The sequence below is a fragment of the Leisingera sp. S232 genome (assembly GCF_049800895.1).
Classification (GTDB): Bacteria; Pseudomonadota; Alphaproteobacteria; order Rhodobacterales; family Rhodobacteraceae; genus Leisingera.
On record NZ_JBNAFX010000008.1, the window covers coordinates 89529 to 104466 of the forward strand.

Annotated in this window: 15 protein-coding genes and 2 tRNA genes; 8 read left to right on the forward strand and 9 right to left on the reverse strand. The window is 60.1% G+C overall.

Annotated elements, in window-relative coordinates; genetic code table 11:
- Positions 1-4: 4 nt before the first annotated feature.
- The gene (locus ACP151_RS08095) at positions 5-463 is read left to right on the forward strand and encodes a DNA polymerase III subunit chi (RefSeq protein WP_424978375.1); all 459 of its coding nucleotides are present in this window, start codon (positions 5-7) and stop codon (positions 461-463) included.
- 177 nt (positions 464-640) lie between these two features.
- On the forward strand, positions 641-1189 hold the full coding sequence (locus ACP151_RS08100; protein ID WP_424978376.1) for a CHAP domain-containing protein: 549 nt from the start codon (positions 641-643) through the stop codon (positions 1187-1189).
- 125 nt (positions 1190-1314) lie between these two features.
- Here the strand turns inward: ACP151_RS08100 and ACP151_RS08105 are convergent, their stop codons facing one another.
- From ACP151_RS08105 to ACP151_RS08115, 3 genes are read right to left on the reverse strand one after another with little or no spacing between them, the layout of a single operon-like run.
- Positions 1315-1896 (reverse strand): retropepsin-like aspartic protease family protein, encoded by a 582-nt coding sequence (locus ACP151_RS08105; RefSeq protein WP_424978377.1) that lies wholly within the window; start codon positions 1894-1896, stop codon positions 1315-1317.
- Between the two features lie 44 nt (positions 1897-1940).
- On the reverse strand, positions 1941-2561 hold the full coding sequence (locus tag ACP151_RS08110) for a MarC family protein (protein WP_424978378.1): 621 nt from the start codon (positions 2559-2561) through the stop codon (positions 1941-1943).
- Positions 2558-4414, reverse strand: a complete 1857-nt coding sequence (locus tag ACP151_RS08115; protein WP_424978379.1) for an ABC-F family ATP-binding cassette domain-containing protein — start codon at positions 4412-4414, stop codon at positions 2558-2560. The genes ACP151_RS08110 and ACP151_RS08115 overlap by 4 nt, the downstream gene beginning before the upstream one ends.
- Positions 4415-4531: 117 nt before the next feature.
- On the opposite strand from ACP151_RS08115, the gene ACP151_RS08120 reads away from it, so the two are divergent.
- Together ACP151_RS08120 and ndk are read left to right on the forward strand one after the other, a co-directional pair.
- Positions 4532-5734, forward strand: a complete 1203-nt coding sequence (locus tag ACP151_RS08120) for a multidrug effflux MFS transporter (RefSeq protein WP_424978380.1) — start codon at positions 4532-4534, stop codon at positions 5732-5734.
- A 143-nt stretch (positions 5735-5877) separates the two neighbouring features.
- Positions 5878-6300, forward strand: coding sequence for a nucleoside-diphosphate kinase (gene ndk / locus ACP151_RS08125; protein WP_019298521.1), 423 nt, complete (start codon positions 5878-5880; stop codon positions 6298-6300).
- A 72-nt stretch (positions 6301-6372) separates the two neighbouring features.
- Here ndk and ACP151_RS08130 read toward each other — a convergent pair whose 3' ends face one another.
- Positions 6373-6735, reverse strand: a complete 363-nt coding sequence (locus ACP151_RS08130) for a TfoX/Sxy family protein (protein WP_424978381.1) — start codon at positions 6733-6735, stop codon at positions 6373-6375.
- Between the two features lie 165 nt (positions 6736-6900).
- Positions 6901-7935, reverse strand: coding sequence for an AraC family transcriptional regulator ligand-binding domain-containing protein (locus ACP151_RS08135; protein ID WP_424978382.1), 1035 nt, complete (start codon positions 7933-7935; stop codon positions 6901-6903).
- 104 nt (positions 7936-8039) lie between these two features.
- Here ACP151_RS08135 and ACP151_RS08140 point away from each other — a divergent pair, with 104 nt between their 5' ends.
- Together ACP151_RS08140 and dmdD are read left to right on the forward strand one after the other, a co-directional pair.
- Complete coding sequence (locus ACP151_RS08140) at positions 8040-9794, forward strand: acyl-CoA dehydrogenase (protein WP_424978383.1); 1755 nt, start codon at positions 8040-8042, stop codon at positions 9792-9794.
- A 55-nt stretch (positions 9795-9849) separates the two neighbouring features.
- Positions 9850-10656 carry a methylthioacryloyl-CoA hydratase gene (gene dmdD, locus ACP151_RS08145; RefSeq protein ID WP_424978384.1) on the forward strand — a complete coding sequence of 269 codons (807 nt, stop codon included), beginning with the start codon at positions 9850-9852 and terminating at the stop codon, positions 10654-10656.
- A 142-nt stretch (positions 10657-10798) separates the two neighbouring features.
- On the opposite strand, the gene ACP151_RS08150 is transcribed toward dmdD, so the two are convergent.
- The 4 genes from ACP151_RS08150 to ACP151_RS08165 all read right to left on the reverse strand — a co-directional run bounded on the left by ACP151_RS08150 (position 10799) and on the right by ACP151_RS08165 (position 12908).
- Positions 10799-10873 (reverse strand) — tRNA-Asn (locus ACP151_RS08150).
- A 135-nt stretch (positions 10874-11008) separates the two neighbouring features.
- Positions 11009-11692 carry a GntR family transcriptional regulator gene (locus tag ACP151_RS08155; RefSeq protein ID WP_424978385.1) on the reverse strand — a complete coding sequence of 228 codons (684 nt, stop codon included), beginning with the start codon at positions 11690-11692 and terminating at the stop codon, positions 11009-11011.
- 155 nt (positions 11693-11847) lie between these two features.
- A tRNA-Asn gene (locus ACP151_RS08160) sits at positions 11848-11922 on the reverse strand.
- A gap of 68 nt (positions 11923-11990) precedes the next feature.
- A complete protein-coding gene (locus ACP151_RS08165; RefSeq protein WP_424978386.1) occupies positions 11991-12908 on the reverse strand; it encodes an MBL fold metallo-hydrolase in 918 nt (305 codons plus the stop codon).
- Between the two features lie 72 nt (positions 12909-12980).
- Between ACP151_RS08165 and ACP151_RS08170 the strand changes: the two genes are divergently transcribed.
- Entirely contained in the window at positions 12981-14300 is a 1320-nt protein-coding gene (locus ACP151_RS08170) for an ATP-binding protein (protein WP_424978387.1), read from the forward strand.
- A 282-nt stretch (positions 14301-14582) separates the two neighbouring features.
- Positions 14583-14938, forward strand: a 356-nt coding sequence (locus ACP151_RS08175) for a transposase (protein ID WP_424978388.1), incomplete at its 3' end; no start/stop codon positions are given.

Sequence of the window (14938 nt, forward strand, 5' to 3'; positions counted from 1 at the left end):
CCTTATGGGATCTGCCTATTTCTACCATCTGACGCGCAGGCCGTTGGAAGAGACCTTGCCGGTCCTTCTGGACAAGGCGCGCGGGGCGGGCTGGCGCATCGCGGTGCGCGGCCGCGACCCGGAGCGCATGGGGTGGCTGGATGATCGCCTGTGGCATGGTCCGGAAGACAGCTTTCTGGCGCACGGGCTGGCGGGTGGCCCTCATGATGCCTTGCAGCCGGTCCTGCTGACAGCAGGACCGGAAGCGGCCAATAGCCCGGATTGCGTGATGGCGGTGGATGGCGCTGCTGTCAGTTCTGTGGAAGTGCAGGCGCTGAGCCGTGTCTGCATCCTGTTTGACGGCACCGATCCCGAGGCTGTGCAGCATGCCCGCACGCAATGGAAAGCGCTGACTGATGCGGGGTGTTCTGCCCAGTATTGGTCAGAGGAAAGCGGTCGCTGGGAAAAGAAAGCCGAGAAATAGGCGGGTTGCCGGTTTTGAACCCGGCCTTTGGCAGAAAACCGCCGAAGTCCTGTGTGGGATGTTTCACATGGGCAACAATGTCTCGATTTTTAATCACTCACCCATTATTCCTGCCTGCACAAATTCCGGAAAACCGGAAATCGACCAGAAAACTGGGCCAGAATACTGGGGGGACGGATGAATTTCGGACATGCGGTCAAGCGGCTGCGGCTGCTTTCTATTGTTGGCGCCGGCCTGCTTGTTTTGGCCAATTGCGGCGACCTCCAGAATGGGTCCGTCAGCCGGGCAGAAGTTGACGCCGCGCGGCTGGAATATGCGGTCCAGGAAGTTCAGTACCTGCAATCCAAGGGCCGCCGTGTCTGGTGCGTGCCCTTTGCCCGCAATGCCAGCGGCATTGAAATTTTTGGAAATGCCAAGACCTGGTGGGCGCAGGCCAGTGGGCAATACAGCCGCAGCAAGGAACCACAGCCTGGCGCGGTCATGGCATTCAGCGCCACCCGTTCCAATCCGTTGGGGCATGTCGCCGTCGTTTCGAAAGTTGAGGACGCGCGCAGAATCCGGGTCAATCATGCCAATTGGCAGCGCAATAAAGTCTCGCTTGGCATGGCAGTGATTGATGTCTCTGAAAAGAACGACTGGTCTGCGGTCCGGCTGGAAAGCAATCCGGGCGCCTTTGGGCGGGTCTATCCGATAACAGGTTTCATCCTGTCACCGCAGAACGGCTGACGGGGAGGGGCTTTGCCCCTCTTGTCCCTTTGGGGACAATTCACCCCAGGGTATTGGTGACCAGAAAGAAGCCGGGCTTGCTGTCTGCAAAAGACCTTGATGCAAAGCCTGGGGCCCTAATAGGGTCAGCGGGTCAGCATCAGCGCGCCGCTGCGGATTTCGATGCTGGACCAGCGTTGCAGATAGCCCATGCCAAGCAGGGATTTGTCCAGTTGGCCCTCGTTGACCCAGACCCTCAGGTTGCTGTCGGAAATGCCGCCGAGCGAGATGTCGTCCACACGGACCGAGGCAGTCCTTACCTCGCCGTTGGCAGTCATTGCGCGGCCAAGATAGGCGAGGTTTTCCGTGTCGATGCCCGCACGCCTGGCATCCTTTTCATTGAGAACGATCTGGGTGGCGCCGGTGTCGACCAGAAACTCAACCGGGGCGCCGTTGACGCTGAGGGTCAGGTAGTAATGCCCGTCCGGGGACCGGGGCACCTCAACCCGCCCTGCATCCACGGACACGCTTTGCTGCGGGCGGACAGTCTGGCGGATGTCGTCCCACAGACCGTAAGAGGCGATGACGCCAAGGAAGATGAAGCCCCAGACCGCGAACATCTGAAGTGTCCTGCCGAGGCTCTGGCGGTTCTGAACAAACACCCAGGAGCCGACGGCGATCAGCAGGACAATCAGATAGACAAACTGCCCGATTTCATATTCGCCCATGCGCTCACCTCCTGAAGGTAATGTAGGTGCGGTAGCGCGTTCTGCTAGCCTGCAAAGCCGAAGTCACGCAGACCGTCGAGCACGAACTGAACCGAAAGTGCCGCCAGAAGCATGCCCAGAAGTCGGGTGACAACGGTGATGCCGATTTTCCCCAGCATGCGTTCAAACAGGCCTGAGAACAGGCACATCACCAGAAGGATCGCCAGTACGGCGATCACAACGCCCATGACCATGGCAAAGCCCGCAATGCCGGGCTGCTGGCCTGTCAGCAGGATGACGGTTGCAATTGAGCCGGGGCCGGCCATTAGAGGGATTGCCAGCGGGAAAACGGAAGGATCGTCAAAGTCATCTTCTTCGCTGCGGTCTTCACGCCGTTTGTTGCGGCGCTCAAACAGCATGTCGAGTGCGGTCAGGAAGAGAAGCACGCCGCCAGCGACACGGAAGGCGGGCATGGAAATGCCGATGAACCCCAGAACCGCCTCGCCCAGTGCGGCGAAGATCGCCAGCAGAATGACTGCGGTAACCGTTGCCCGCAGCGCGATGGAACGGCGCCGGGCAGAGGGCATGCCCTGAGTGAGGGCGATGAAGACTGGCGTCAGGCCAATCGGATCGACGATGACAAAGAGGGTGACGAAAGACGTGATCAGAAATGCGGTGTCTATCATTGTGTCTCAGCCTGCTCCAGTTTTTCGAGCGCCTCCATCCACAAACCTTCGGCCCGTTCCAGCGCCTCCAGGCACTCGGCGTGTTTCTTTTGCCAGACTTGAATATCGCCCGCCTTGCCCGGTTCATACAGGCTAGGGTCGGCGAGCTTTTCGTCAAGCTTTTCACGCATTTCGCTGAGCTTTTCGACGCGGGCCTCTGATTTGCGCACCTCGGAGCGCAATCCCAGCAGCATATCGCGGGAGGCACGTTTGGGCTTGGCGGGTTTGGGTGTCTCTGCCTTGGGCGCAGGCTTGTCGCGGGCCAGCAGCAAAGCACGGTAGCTTTCCAGATCGCCATCAAAAGGTTTGACACTGCCGCCTGCGACCAGCCACAGCCGGTCTGCCACAAGGCCAAGAAGATGCATGTCATGGCTGACAAGGATCACTGCGCCTGAATAGGCGGTCAGTGCCTCCACCAGCGCCTCGCGGCTTTCGATGTCCAGGTGGTTTGTCGGCTCATCCAGGATCAGCATATGCGGCGCGTCGAGGGTGGCGATCAGCAGGCTCAGCCGTGCTTTCTGCCCGCCTGACAGGCGCCCGACTTCGGTTTCGGCCTGCGCCGCCCCCAGGCCAAAGCCTGCAAGCCGCGCGCGCAGTTTGGCAGGTGCTTCATCGGGGCGCAGGCGGCGCAGGTGTTCGATAGGGGTTTCGTCAACGTAGAGCTCATCCACCTGATGCTGGGCGAAATAGCCGATGCGCAGCTTGGAAGACCGTGTCATCTTACCCGACATCAAGGGCAACCGGTCGGCGAGCAGCTTGGAAAGTGTCGATTTGCCCTGACCGTTTTTGCCCAACAGAGCGATGCGATCGTCCTGATCGATCCGCAGGTTCAGCCGTTTCAGGATTTCCGTGTCGCCATATCCGGTTGTGCCGCCTTCCAGATGTATGATCGGAGGCGACATTTCCTCTGGCTCAGGGAAAGTGAAGGCGCGCAGGGCGGCTTCCTGCGGCGTGGTGATTGGCTTCATCTTGGCGATCATTTTCAGGCGCGACTGGGCCTGCACCGCTTTGGTGGCCTTGGCCCGGAACCTGTCCACAAAGCTTTGCAGGTGGGCGCGGCGGGCATCCTGTTTTTTGGCTTCCGCCTGTGCCGCCAGAATACGGGCGGCGCGGGTTTCGGCGAAGGTGTCGTAGTTGCCCTGGTAAAGGGTGAGCTTCTTGTCTTCCAGATGCAGGATCGCGCCGACAGCCCGGTTCAACAGTCCGCGGTCGTGACTGACGATCACCACCGTATGCGGGTATTTCGCCAGATAGCTTTCCAGCCACAGCGCGCCCTCAATGTCGAGGTAGTTGGTTGGTTCGTCCAGGAGCAAAAGGTCAGGCTGGGCAAACAGCACCGCTGCCAGCGCCACCCGCATCCGCCAGCCACCAGAGAAATCGGCGCAGGGACGTTTCTGGTCTTCATCGTCAAAGCCCAGGCCCTTGAGGATCGCGGAGGCGCGTGCCTCGGCCGACCAGGCGTCAATATCGGACAGGCGGGTCTGGATTTCGGCGATGCGGGCCGCATCGGTGGCGGTTTCCGCCTCTGCCATCAGGGCGGTACGCTCTGTGTCGGCGGTCAGCACGGTCTCGACCAGCGACACATCCGAGGCTGGCGCTTCCTGTGCCACACCGCCGATGCGGGCCTTGGAGGGCAGAGAGATGCTGCCGGTCTCCAGCACCAGCTCGCCCCGGATCAGCCGGAACAGGGTAGTTTTGCCGGTGCCGTTGCGCCCGACCAGCCCGACCTTGTGGCCGGTTGGAATGGTGGCGGATGCGCCCTCGATCAGCGGGCGGCCTGCGACCGAATAAGTGATGTCCTGAATGCGTAGCATATCCGGCTCTTAGCAGAGAGATGTGTGTGCCGCCAGCGGCATTGACAGCCGCAGAGCTGCTGTGTCTGATGACGCTGATTTTATTCCATTCATCACCTATCAGACGGTCTTTTCTGAATGCGCCCTGTCCGGACACCGCCGCATATTGCCACTCTGATCCTGGTGACAGGTCTGGCGGTGTTGTCGACGAATATGTTTCTGCCGTCACTGGGGCGGATCGCAGGGGAGTTTCAGGTCGATTACGCACTCGCCAACCTGTCAGTTGCGGCCTATCTGGCAGTCTCGGCGGTGCTGCAGATCGCGATGGGGCCGCTGTCGGACCGCTACGGCCGCAGGCCTGTGATGCTGGTGTCGCTGATGATCTTCATGGTTGCATCCATCGGCTGCGTGCTGGCGCAGGATATCTGGGTGTTCCTGAGCTTCCGGCTGTTGCAGGGGGCTGTGATTGCCGGGGCCGTGGTCAGCCGTGCTGCAGTGCGCGATATGCATTCCACCGCCGAGGCCGCAAGCAAGCTGGGCTATATATCGATGGCCATGGCGCTGGCGCCGATGCTGGGACCGATGCTGGGCGGGTTCCTGGATATGGCTTTTGGCTGGCGCTCGGGGTTTGTTCTGTATTCGCTTTTGGGCTGTGTCATGCTGATGGTCTGCTGGGGCGACTGGGGCGAGACCAACAGCCAGCGCTCGGCCACATTCGCAGCACAGATGCGGACGTATCCCAAGCTGTTCTCATCGCGCCGGTTCTGGGGATACAGCTTCTGCGCGTCTTTTTCGGTGGGGGGCTTTTATACCTTTATCACCGGGGCGCCAATGGTGGCCGAGGCCTGGTTCGAGCTCAGCCCGGCAATGCTGGGGCTGGGGATCGGGATCATCACATGGGGGTTTATGGCCGGCAATTTTGTGACCGGACGGCTGGTGTCACGGGTTGGGCTGCTGTCCCTGATCATTGCCGGGCGCTGCTTTGCGCTTGCCGGTCCCATTGGCGGGCTGTTGCTGTTTTCGGCCGGGCTGGGGTCGCTTTGGGTGTTTTTTGGTGCGGCGGTTTTTGTCGGGTTCGGAAACGGGCTGACAATTGCCAATGCCACCGCAGGATTGATGTCCGTGCGGCCAGCGCTGGCTGGCAGCGCGTCGGGATTATCGGGAGCCATGATGGTTGCCGTGGGCGCCGTGCTGACCACATTAACCGGGGCCCTGGTTTCGCCGGAAAACGCACCCTTTGCGGTATTGGGGGTTATTCTGGGAACCAACAGTCTGGCGATGGCTTCGGCATTATATGTGCTTCGGATTGACCGGCTGGAGCCGCTGCCTGAGGCCGGCTGAAAGCACCCGAAAAAAGCCGCAAAGCTGGGTGGCGGGCAAACTCCCCCCTTTCCATGACGCCAAAGCCATGTTACCCGGCGCCGGAACGCTATGCTGGTTTTCGCAGCAGAACTGACATGAAACCTTTTTCAGGAGATCACCCGATGGCTCTGGAACGCACCTTTTCGATCATCAAGCCCGATGCAACCCGCCGCAACCTGACCGGCGCAATCAACGCCAAGTTTGAAGAAGCTGGCCTGCGTGTTGTTGCGCAAAAGCGCATCCACCTGACCAAAGCCCAGGCGGGCGAATTCTACAAGGTGCATGCTGAGCGTCCGTTCTACGACGAACTGTGCGAATTCATGGCTTCTGCGCCGATCGTCGCCCAGGTTCTGGAAGGCGAGAACGCCATTGCCAAGAACCGTGAAGTGATGGGCGCCACCAACCCGGCAGATGCCGCGGCAGGCACCATCCGCGCCGAGTTTGCTGAATCGGTTGGCGAAAACTCCGTGCACGGTTCCGACGCTCCGGAAACCGCAGCAGTGGAAATCGCTTACTTCTTCTCCGGCCTCGAGCTGGTCGGCTAAGCCACAAGATTGTCGGTAAAATTAAAGGCCGTCCCTGTTGGGGCGGCCTTTTCCTTTGGCAGGGGCTGAGCGTCAGCGCGGCGGAGATTCGGACATCTTCAGATCAGCCGGCGTTGCCCGTACGCCGATCGCGTCCAGTTCAGCCAGCAGTTCTGAGCTGTGCTGCGGGCGCGTCTCTGCTTTGATGGCGTCAAAGCGTTTGCGCAGCTCCTCCTTCTCCGTGCCTTTGCAATCGTTCCAGGGACGCCCCTGCAACGCCATAACCAGAACGTAATAGCCGATGAAATGCGGCCGGGTACCGGTTTCCAACAGTTTGGCATAGGCCGCATCAGCGCCAATCGCGCGCAATTCCTCAGCTGAGGCGATGCCAGCTTGGCGGCAAGCTTCCTCATAGGCGGGGCCAAGGTTTCGGATCGAGGAAATAGGGGTGTTCATGGTTTGTTTCTACTGGTGCAACTGTCCTTTGTCACGAAAGAATCCGCGGTCTCCCCAAGTTTCACTCCGCCGCGTTGACGCAGGCTGCGGTTCAAGTTCGGGGGTGGACAGCGGCATGTCCGGCCAATGCGGCTGTGCCTGCAATGCAGAAATGCCAGCGGGTGCTTAAGCTGCGGGAGGTTTATAGGCGCTTGGCGGAGCCCCGGTCCAGCGGCGGAAAGCCCGGTGGAAATTGGCCGCAGAGGAAAATCCGGTGTCCTGGGAAATCTCCTCGATACTCTTTAGGCCTGATTGCAAATCCCGGATTGCCAGATCACGCCGCAGCCCATCCTTGATGGCTTGAAAAGAAGTCTCTTCTGCATCCAGCCGCCGCATCAAGGTTCTGGGGGTGACACTCAGCGCCTGCGCTGTCTCTGCCAGATGGCAATTTTCCCAGCTGCTCCGATACAGAAATTCCCGCACTTTCAAAGACTGAGTATGTTCGCGGAACCCGGTGAAAATCCAGTCCCGGGGGGCACGGGCCAGGAATGTGTTCAGCTCTGCGTTGCTGCGGCGGCCGGGCAGGCCAAGACTCCCGGCTTCAAAGGAAATCGACGAGCAGGGTGCGCCGAAACTGACGGGAGCCGGAAAAATGACCGCGTAGTCCTGTGCAAAACCGGGACGGTCAAAGGCGAAATGAACTGCGTGGACCGGCACTTCGTATCCTGCGAGCCATGACAGCAGCCCATGCGCCAGTTTCAGAATCAGCATGTGACCGAACCGCTGAACCGTTGATGTGCCCTGGGGCACCAGCTGCAGCCCGCTGCCGGTGCTGTCTTCCATAAGGTGAACCTGGTAGTCGTCCAGCAACAGGTTCCAGAAGGTGGAAAACCGGTGCAGCGCAGCGGGCAGTGTGCTGGCCTCGCGGACGGTGGTCAGCAGGTGCTGCAGGGCTCTGGGTCTCACCGGGCGGCTCCAGAGACCGGTCATCTCGTCACCGGTTTCAACAGCGGCGATCTGATACAGCCGGACGATTTGATCCAGAGTGACCCGATGGGTCAGCTGCCCGTCTGACAGGTTCAGCCCGGACCGCTTGAGAAGGGACTTCAGCTGGCAGTCCTTGCAGCACAGCCGCAGCGCATCGATCCAATCCCCGGCAAATTGCGGTGACAGGGTTGCAAGGCTGGCGGCCTCTGGTGCGGTGGGCTGTGCGGCTGTCAATGTGGATTGTCACTTTAGGAAAGGATGTTGTCTATTTTGAACGTGGAACCTGCATCTTACAATGCGTATCTGGCATGAAAGAACAGTAATCCGGAGCGGCGGAAATGACCTATCAGGCACCCATTCGTGATATCATGTTCAATATTGAGCATTTGGCAGCGATGCCCGAACCGGATGCGGCAGGCGGCGGCATTGAGCTGGCGGATGTTGAAGCCGCGCTGGATGCGCTGGGACGGTTCTGTTCGGATGTCATTGCGCCACTGTCCAGGATCGGGGATGAGACCGGAGCGCGGCTGGAGGGGGCAGAGGCGGTGCTGCCCGAAGCCTATAGGCAGGCCTATGCGCAGTTTGCAGAGATGGGCTGGCAGAGCCTGCCGCATCCGGAGGCGTTCGGTGGCATGGGCCTGCCGCGTGCGGCTGCGGCGGCTGCAACCGAAGTCTTGAATGCTGCTGACCTGAGTTTCGGCCTGTGCCCGCTTTTGACCGATGGTGCAGTAGAGGCGCTGTTGCTGACCGGGTCGGATGCACAGAAACAGCTGTATCTGCAGCGGATGATTTCTGGTCAATGGTCCGGCACCATGAACCTGACCGAGCCACAGGCTGGCAGTGACTTGGGCAGGGTGCGCTGCAAGGCGGAACCGGCTGGTGACGGCAGCTATGCCGTTTCCGGCACCAAGATTTTCATTACTTACGGTGCGCATGGGCTGACGGAAAACATCATTCACCTGGTGCTGGCGCGCACCCCAGGTGCCCCGGCAGGCCCCAAAGGATTAAGCCTGTTTATCGTGCCCAAGTTCCTGGTGAAGGAAGATGGCACGCCGGGCCGCCGGAATGCGGTCACTTGCATCAGCCTGGAACACAAGCTGGGGGTCCGCGCCAGCCCGACAGCCGTGCTGGAATACAATGACGCGACCGGTTTTCTGGTCGGAGAGGAAAATCGCGGCCTGGAATATATGTTCGTAATGATGCGCGCCGCGCGCTTTTCTGTTGGCGTGCAAGGGGTAGCCGTGTCGGAACGGGCCTGTCAGCATGCCATGCAATATGCACAGGAGCGTGTCCAAAGCCGCCCTGTGGATGGCAGCGCCAAGGATGCCGTGTCGATCATCCGTCATCCGGATGTTCAGCGGATGCTGTTGCGGATGCGGGCCTTGACCGAAGGCGGGCGGGCGCTGGCGGTTGCCACAGCGGGTTGGCTGGATCTGGCCGGGCAAGGCAGTTCTGAGGCCGAGGATATGGCCGAATTTCTGGTGCCGCTGGTCAAGGCCTTCTGCACAGAACGGTCCCTGGAGGTGACCTCTTTGGCGGTGCAGGTGCACGGCGGCATGGGGTTCATTGAAGAAACAGGGGTCGCCCAATTCTACCGCGACGCACGAATCCTGCCGATCTATGAAGGCACCACTGCGATCCAGGCCAACGACCTTCTGGGCCGCAAGGTGCTGCGGGACGGCGGTGCAACTGCCCGCCGCTTTGCCGCGCTGGTGGCAGACACAGAGCAGAAACTGCTGGCCGGGACTGTCCAGGGGCAAGCCGTGGCAAAACGGCTGGGCCAGGCGCGAGGGATGTTTGAGACCAGTCTGGACTGGCTGCTGCAAACCGCAGAAAAGGACCCGAATGCAGCCTATGGCGCCAGTGTTCCATTCCTGATGCTGACAGGCAATCTTGCCACGGCCTGGCAGTTGGGCCGCTCTGTGCTGGCCGCAACCGCCAAGCTGGAGCAGGGCGAAGACACGCCCTTCATGACGCGGAAAATCGCCACGGCAGTGTTTTACGCACAGCACATCCTGGTGGAATGCACAGCCGAAAGCCAGCGCATTACCGATGGCAGCGCCAGCCTTGGCGATGCCGCGCTCACTCTCTGAATATTTAGCAACAGCGGCACAGTTCTGTGCCGGAACCGAAGAAAAGGCCGAATCCATGACCCAAGCGGCAAATGCGCACCTTTATGAAAACCTGGATATTAAACAGCAGGACAACGGCGTCAGCATCGTCCGGCTGAACCGGCCAACCAAGCGCAACGCGCTGGATGAAGCCACCATCGAGGAATTGGTCAGCTTCTTCAGCAGCGCCCATCGCAATGGTGTGAAGGCCGTTGTGCTGGCCGGGAAGGGGGATCATTTCTGTGCGGGGCTTGATCTGGTTGAACATTGGAAGGCAGACCGCAGCCCCGATGACTTCATGCATGTGTGCCTGCGCTGGCATGAAGCTTTCAACAAGATGGAATACGGCGGGGTGCCGGTGATCGCTGCCTTGCAGGGCGCGGTTGTGGGCGGCGGGTTGGAACTGGCCAGTGCAGCGCATATCCGGGTCATCGACCAGAGCACTTATTTCGCGCTGCCAGAGGGCCAGCGGGGGATTTTCACCGGCGGCGGTGCCACCATCCGGGTGTCTGACATGATCGGAAAATACCGGATGATCGACATGATTCTGACCGGCCGTGTTTATCAGGGCCAGGAGGCCGTCGATCTGGGGCTGGCGCAATACATCACCGAAGGCTCCAGTTTTGACAGGGCGTTGGAACTGGCGGACAAGATTGCCGAAAACCTGCCGCTGACAAACTATGCGATCTGCTCTGCAATCAGCCATTTGAACAATATGTCCGGGATGGATGCGGCTTATGCCGAGGCAGTAGTGGCCGGTGTAGTGAACACCCAGCCCGCAGCACGGGAGCGGCTGGAGGCCTTTGCGAACAAGACTGCAGCGCGGGTGCGCCCCAATAGTTGAAACTGAAGCACATGCGGCCAGGTGCAAAGGTGCCTGGCGGCGAGGTCATACCGTGTAAACTGGCCGCTTCTGCAATTGCTGGCCGATGTCGATGCTGAAAAGAAAAGGGCTTAGCGGTGAAACGCTAAGCCCTTGAATTCTTTGGCTCCGGCGGTAGGGATCGAACCTACGACCAATTGATTAACAGTCAACTGCTCTACCGCTGAGCTACGCCGGAACATGTGGCGTCGTATAGGATTTCCAGCTAGCTGCGTCCAGAGGAAAAATTCGTGCAAACAGAAAAATTTTGGAGGCTTGGGCCGCAGTGTGGTGCCGGGGCTCAGATGGCGCCAATTCCTGTATGCATCTGCTCTCAAAGGTGGGTTGTCATCCTGTAGCCCGGGGCGAAAAATAGTTTGGCCAGGGTGACAGGCTTGCTGCGCAGCCAGGTGATGCGCTCGGTGGTGAAAATCGGTTCGCCCACTTGGGTGTCTAGAAATTCGGCAACCGGCTGGTCGGCCTTGGTGGCCAGAAAACTCAGCTCCAAATTGGTGAACGGCACTTTCTGGACCAGCCAGTCGTTTGGGCCGGAGCAGGAGAAATCCGCCTCCAATACCTCAGGAATGCTGTCCGGAACGATCCAGCGGGTTTCATACTGAAACGGCGCATTGCCCGCATAGTGCATGCATCTGAGGTATAAAACCTCGCAGCCCTGGGCGATGTTCATCCTGGCTGAAAGCCAGCCGGGCGCTGGCATGGCAGCGCGTTCGACCAGAGCGTAACGATAATCAGCCCCGGTTTCTGAAATCTCATCCCGGATCAGCGGAATCGCAAACTGTGCTTTTCTAACAGGCGCATTCAGGACTCTGGTGCCGGCTTTGCGTTTGCGCTCCAGGTAACCTTCCTCTGCCAGTTCCCGCAGCGCCCGGTTGACGGTGGTGCGGGTGCTGGAGAACTCCGCAGCCAGGTCGATTTCACTTGGCAGCAGGCTGTCCGGAGCCCAGATTTTGTTGTGGATGCGATCCAGCACCACCTGCTTGATGTCGCGATAGCTCATGTTTGCCCGGGGTGCGGCCATGCTGCCTCCAATAAAATGGCTAAATGGCTTTATATATAGACATAAGATCCTTGGAAAGCGGCCAGGGGGTGAAATGGTGTTGGCAGCACATAATTGCAAAAAAGCCCTCAAGCGATAAGCTTGAGGGCTTTTTATGGCTCCGGCGGTAGGGATCGAACCTACGACCAATTGATTAACAGTCAACTGCTCTACCGCTGAGCTACGCCGGAACGGTCTGTGCCGTATAGCGGTCCCGAATTGGACCGTCCAGAGGGCACCGGACACTTTTTCAAAAAAATTAGCCGTGGCTGAGCGCAAAGACCGAAGTGGCCGAAAGGGCGCCGTGCGGGGTCGTCTGGCCGCGGCCTGTAAGGTCGACGAGATGCGCCAGGACATTGCGTTCCGCAGCGTTGAGCAAGGCAGGTGGCGTTTCAGTGTAGATCTGCTCTGCCAGGCTGCGGGCCGTGGCAGGGGCCTGTGCCAAGGCGGCCAGAATCGCGGCCTCACGCGATTCCCGGTGCGCAATCAGCCAGTCGAGGCGTTCGGCCGGATCGGTGATCGGCGCGCCATGTCCGGCGTGAAAGACCCGCCAGCTGCGCTGCTGCAGGCGGCGGCAGGAGGCCATGAAGTCGGTCAGGTCGCCATCCGGCGGCGACACCAGCGAACTGGCCCAGCCCATCACGTGATCGGCAGTAAAGCAGGCGTCGCCCCAGGCCAGTGCGATGTGGTTGCCGAGATGGCCGGGTGTGTGGATCACTTCCAGCGCCCATCCATCGCCGCTGATAACGGCGCCATCCGCGACAGTGATATCGGGAGCGAACTCTTTGTCGATGCCCTCGCCGCCGCCGGCTGGCCCTTGTGCCGCGAGACGGGCCATCACCTGACTGCGTCCGGCTTGCGGTCCGCCGAATGCATAAACTGCCGCACCAGTTGCCTTGCTCAGCCTGCGGGCAAGCGGCGAATGGTCCAGGTGGCTGTGCGTCACAATGATATGGGTGATCTGCTGGCCGGGCGTCACTGCAGCCAAGATCGCGGCAAGATGTGCCTCCGAATCCGGGCCTGGATCAATCACCGCCAGCCCACCGGTGCCAAGCAGGTATGTATTGGTTCCCCGGTAGGTCATTGGCGATGGATTCGGTGCCAGGATGCGGCGCAGGCCCGGCTCCAGCTCCTCTGCCAGGCCTGGTTGCGGGTTGAAATCGTCCGGTGCCTGCATAGTTCTGCCCTATTGCTGTTTCACGGCCTGGGCAATCTTCCCTCTTTCCCCGGCGCCCTATAGGCTTAGCCCATGTTCTTCCAATGGCTCAAACGATATATGCCGCGCAGCCTTTATGCCCGGGCGGCCCTGATCCTGGTGGTGCCGATCGTGGCGCTGCAGATTGTGATCTCTGTTGTGTTCATCAAGCGCGACCTCGAGGATGTGACGGTGCAGATGACCGCAACCATCCAGCGTGAGATGGAGCTGCTGCGCCAGATCGCGGATGCAGCACCGGATCAGGAGGCAGCACTGGTGCAGATTGCCCCGTTGCTGCAGCCTTTGCAGATGCAGGCGCGATTTCTGCCACCGGGTGCGCCGCTGCCTGAGGATAGGTTCAGTCTGATCGAATTTTCGGGCCGGGTCGTGCGAGAGGAGCTGGAAAAGACTTTTCCGGGCTTTTTGGCCGCAAGGTTTTTGTCGGACCGGATGGTTTTGGTTTACTTTGGCACTGCCCATGGGCTGGTTGAGCTGAGCTTTGACCGCCGAAGAGTGACCGCAGCGGCGCCGCACCAGCTGATTGTCACCATGCTGCTGTTTGGCTTTCTGATGATGATGATCTCCTTTTTGTACATGCGCAATCAGCTGCGTCCGATCAAGCGGCTGGCCAATGCCGCAGAAGCTTTTGGCCGCGGCCGCGCAGTGCCGTATTCACCGGCCGGAGCAACGGAAGTGCGGGCTGCAGGAAGCGCGTTTCTGGACATGCGCGCCCGCATCGAACGCCAGATTGAACAGCGCACGCTGATGCTGTCGGGCGTAAGCCATGACCTGCGCACCCCGCTGACGCGGATGAAGCTGGAGCTGGCAATGCTGGATGAAGAAGACGCCGCGCCGATGCTGCGCGATGTCGATGAGATGCAGGCGCTTTTGGATGCATTCCTGGATTTCTCCCGTGGTGCGGCGGTCAGCGAACCCGAGCTTGTGGACCCGCAAGAGCTGGTCCGTGACATCATCAGCGATTGGCAGCGTCAGGAGAAACAGGTGGTGCTAGGGGAAATGAGCGGAACCGGGGAGGTTTTGCTGCGCCGCCAGCCGATGCGCCGCGCAGTGGCAAACCTGATCTCCAATGCGGTGCGCTATGGTGCCTGCGCCCGGATATCGGTTGCCGTGACAGATAAATCCATGCGGATCCGGGTCGAAGACGACGGGCCCGGCATCCCTGCAGAGCTGCGTGGCGACGCGATGCGCCCCTTTACGCGCCTGGACCCGGCCCGGAACCAGAACCGGGGGTCTGGTGTCGGGCTGGGGCTGGCCATTGTGGCGGATACAGCCCGCGCCCATGGCGGCACTCTGCGTCTGGGCGAAAGCGCCGATCTGGGTGGCCTCAAGGCGGATATCGTGATCGCCCGCTAGGATGCGCTGCAGCAAAGTTCTGGCTGTTTCGCCTGCTTTGATAATCCTATCGCCCGGTCATTGCTGAGATGCTGAAGGCAGCCGCAGCTGCAAGAGATTGGGCGGGGGAGCAGTTCCAGGGTTGATAGCAGCTATCTGGTTTCAATGCGTTCGCGCTGCAAACCACGCTGCACCATTGTCGCAACCTGATGCGCCATGTCTGACGTCAGCGCCTATGGGTCCAAATAGCGATGTTTGATAAGGGAGTGTTCTTGGCTCATCGTAACCACTGAGGAGTGGACGATGAGCAAGACAAGTAAGAGCCCCGGCGAGAAGGTCGTCAAAGACATCAAACGGGCAACCCGCAAACAGTATTCAGCTGAAGAGAAGATCCGGATCGTGCTGAATGGCCTGCGCGGCGCAGATAGCATTGCTGAGCTTTGCGGCCGTGAAGGGATTTCCCAAGGCGTTTACGACAAGTGGTCCAAAGACTTCATGGAAGCTGGAAAGAAGCGGCTTGCCGGTGACACAGCACGAGCGGCGACCCCCGACGAGGTCAAGGAACTGCGGCGCGAAGCTCATGATCTGAAAGAGGTTGTGGCGGAGCAAACACTCGAACTTCGACTGCTCAAAAAAAAGCATGGTCGGGGATGGGGGCG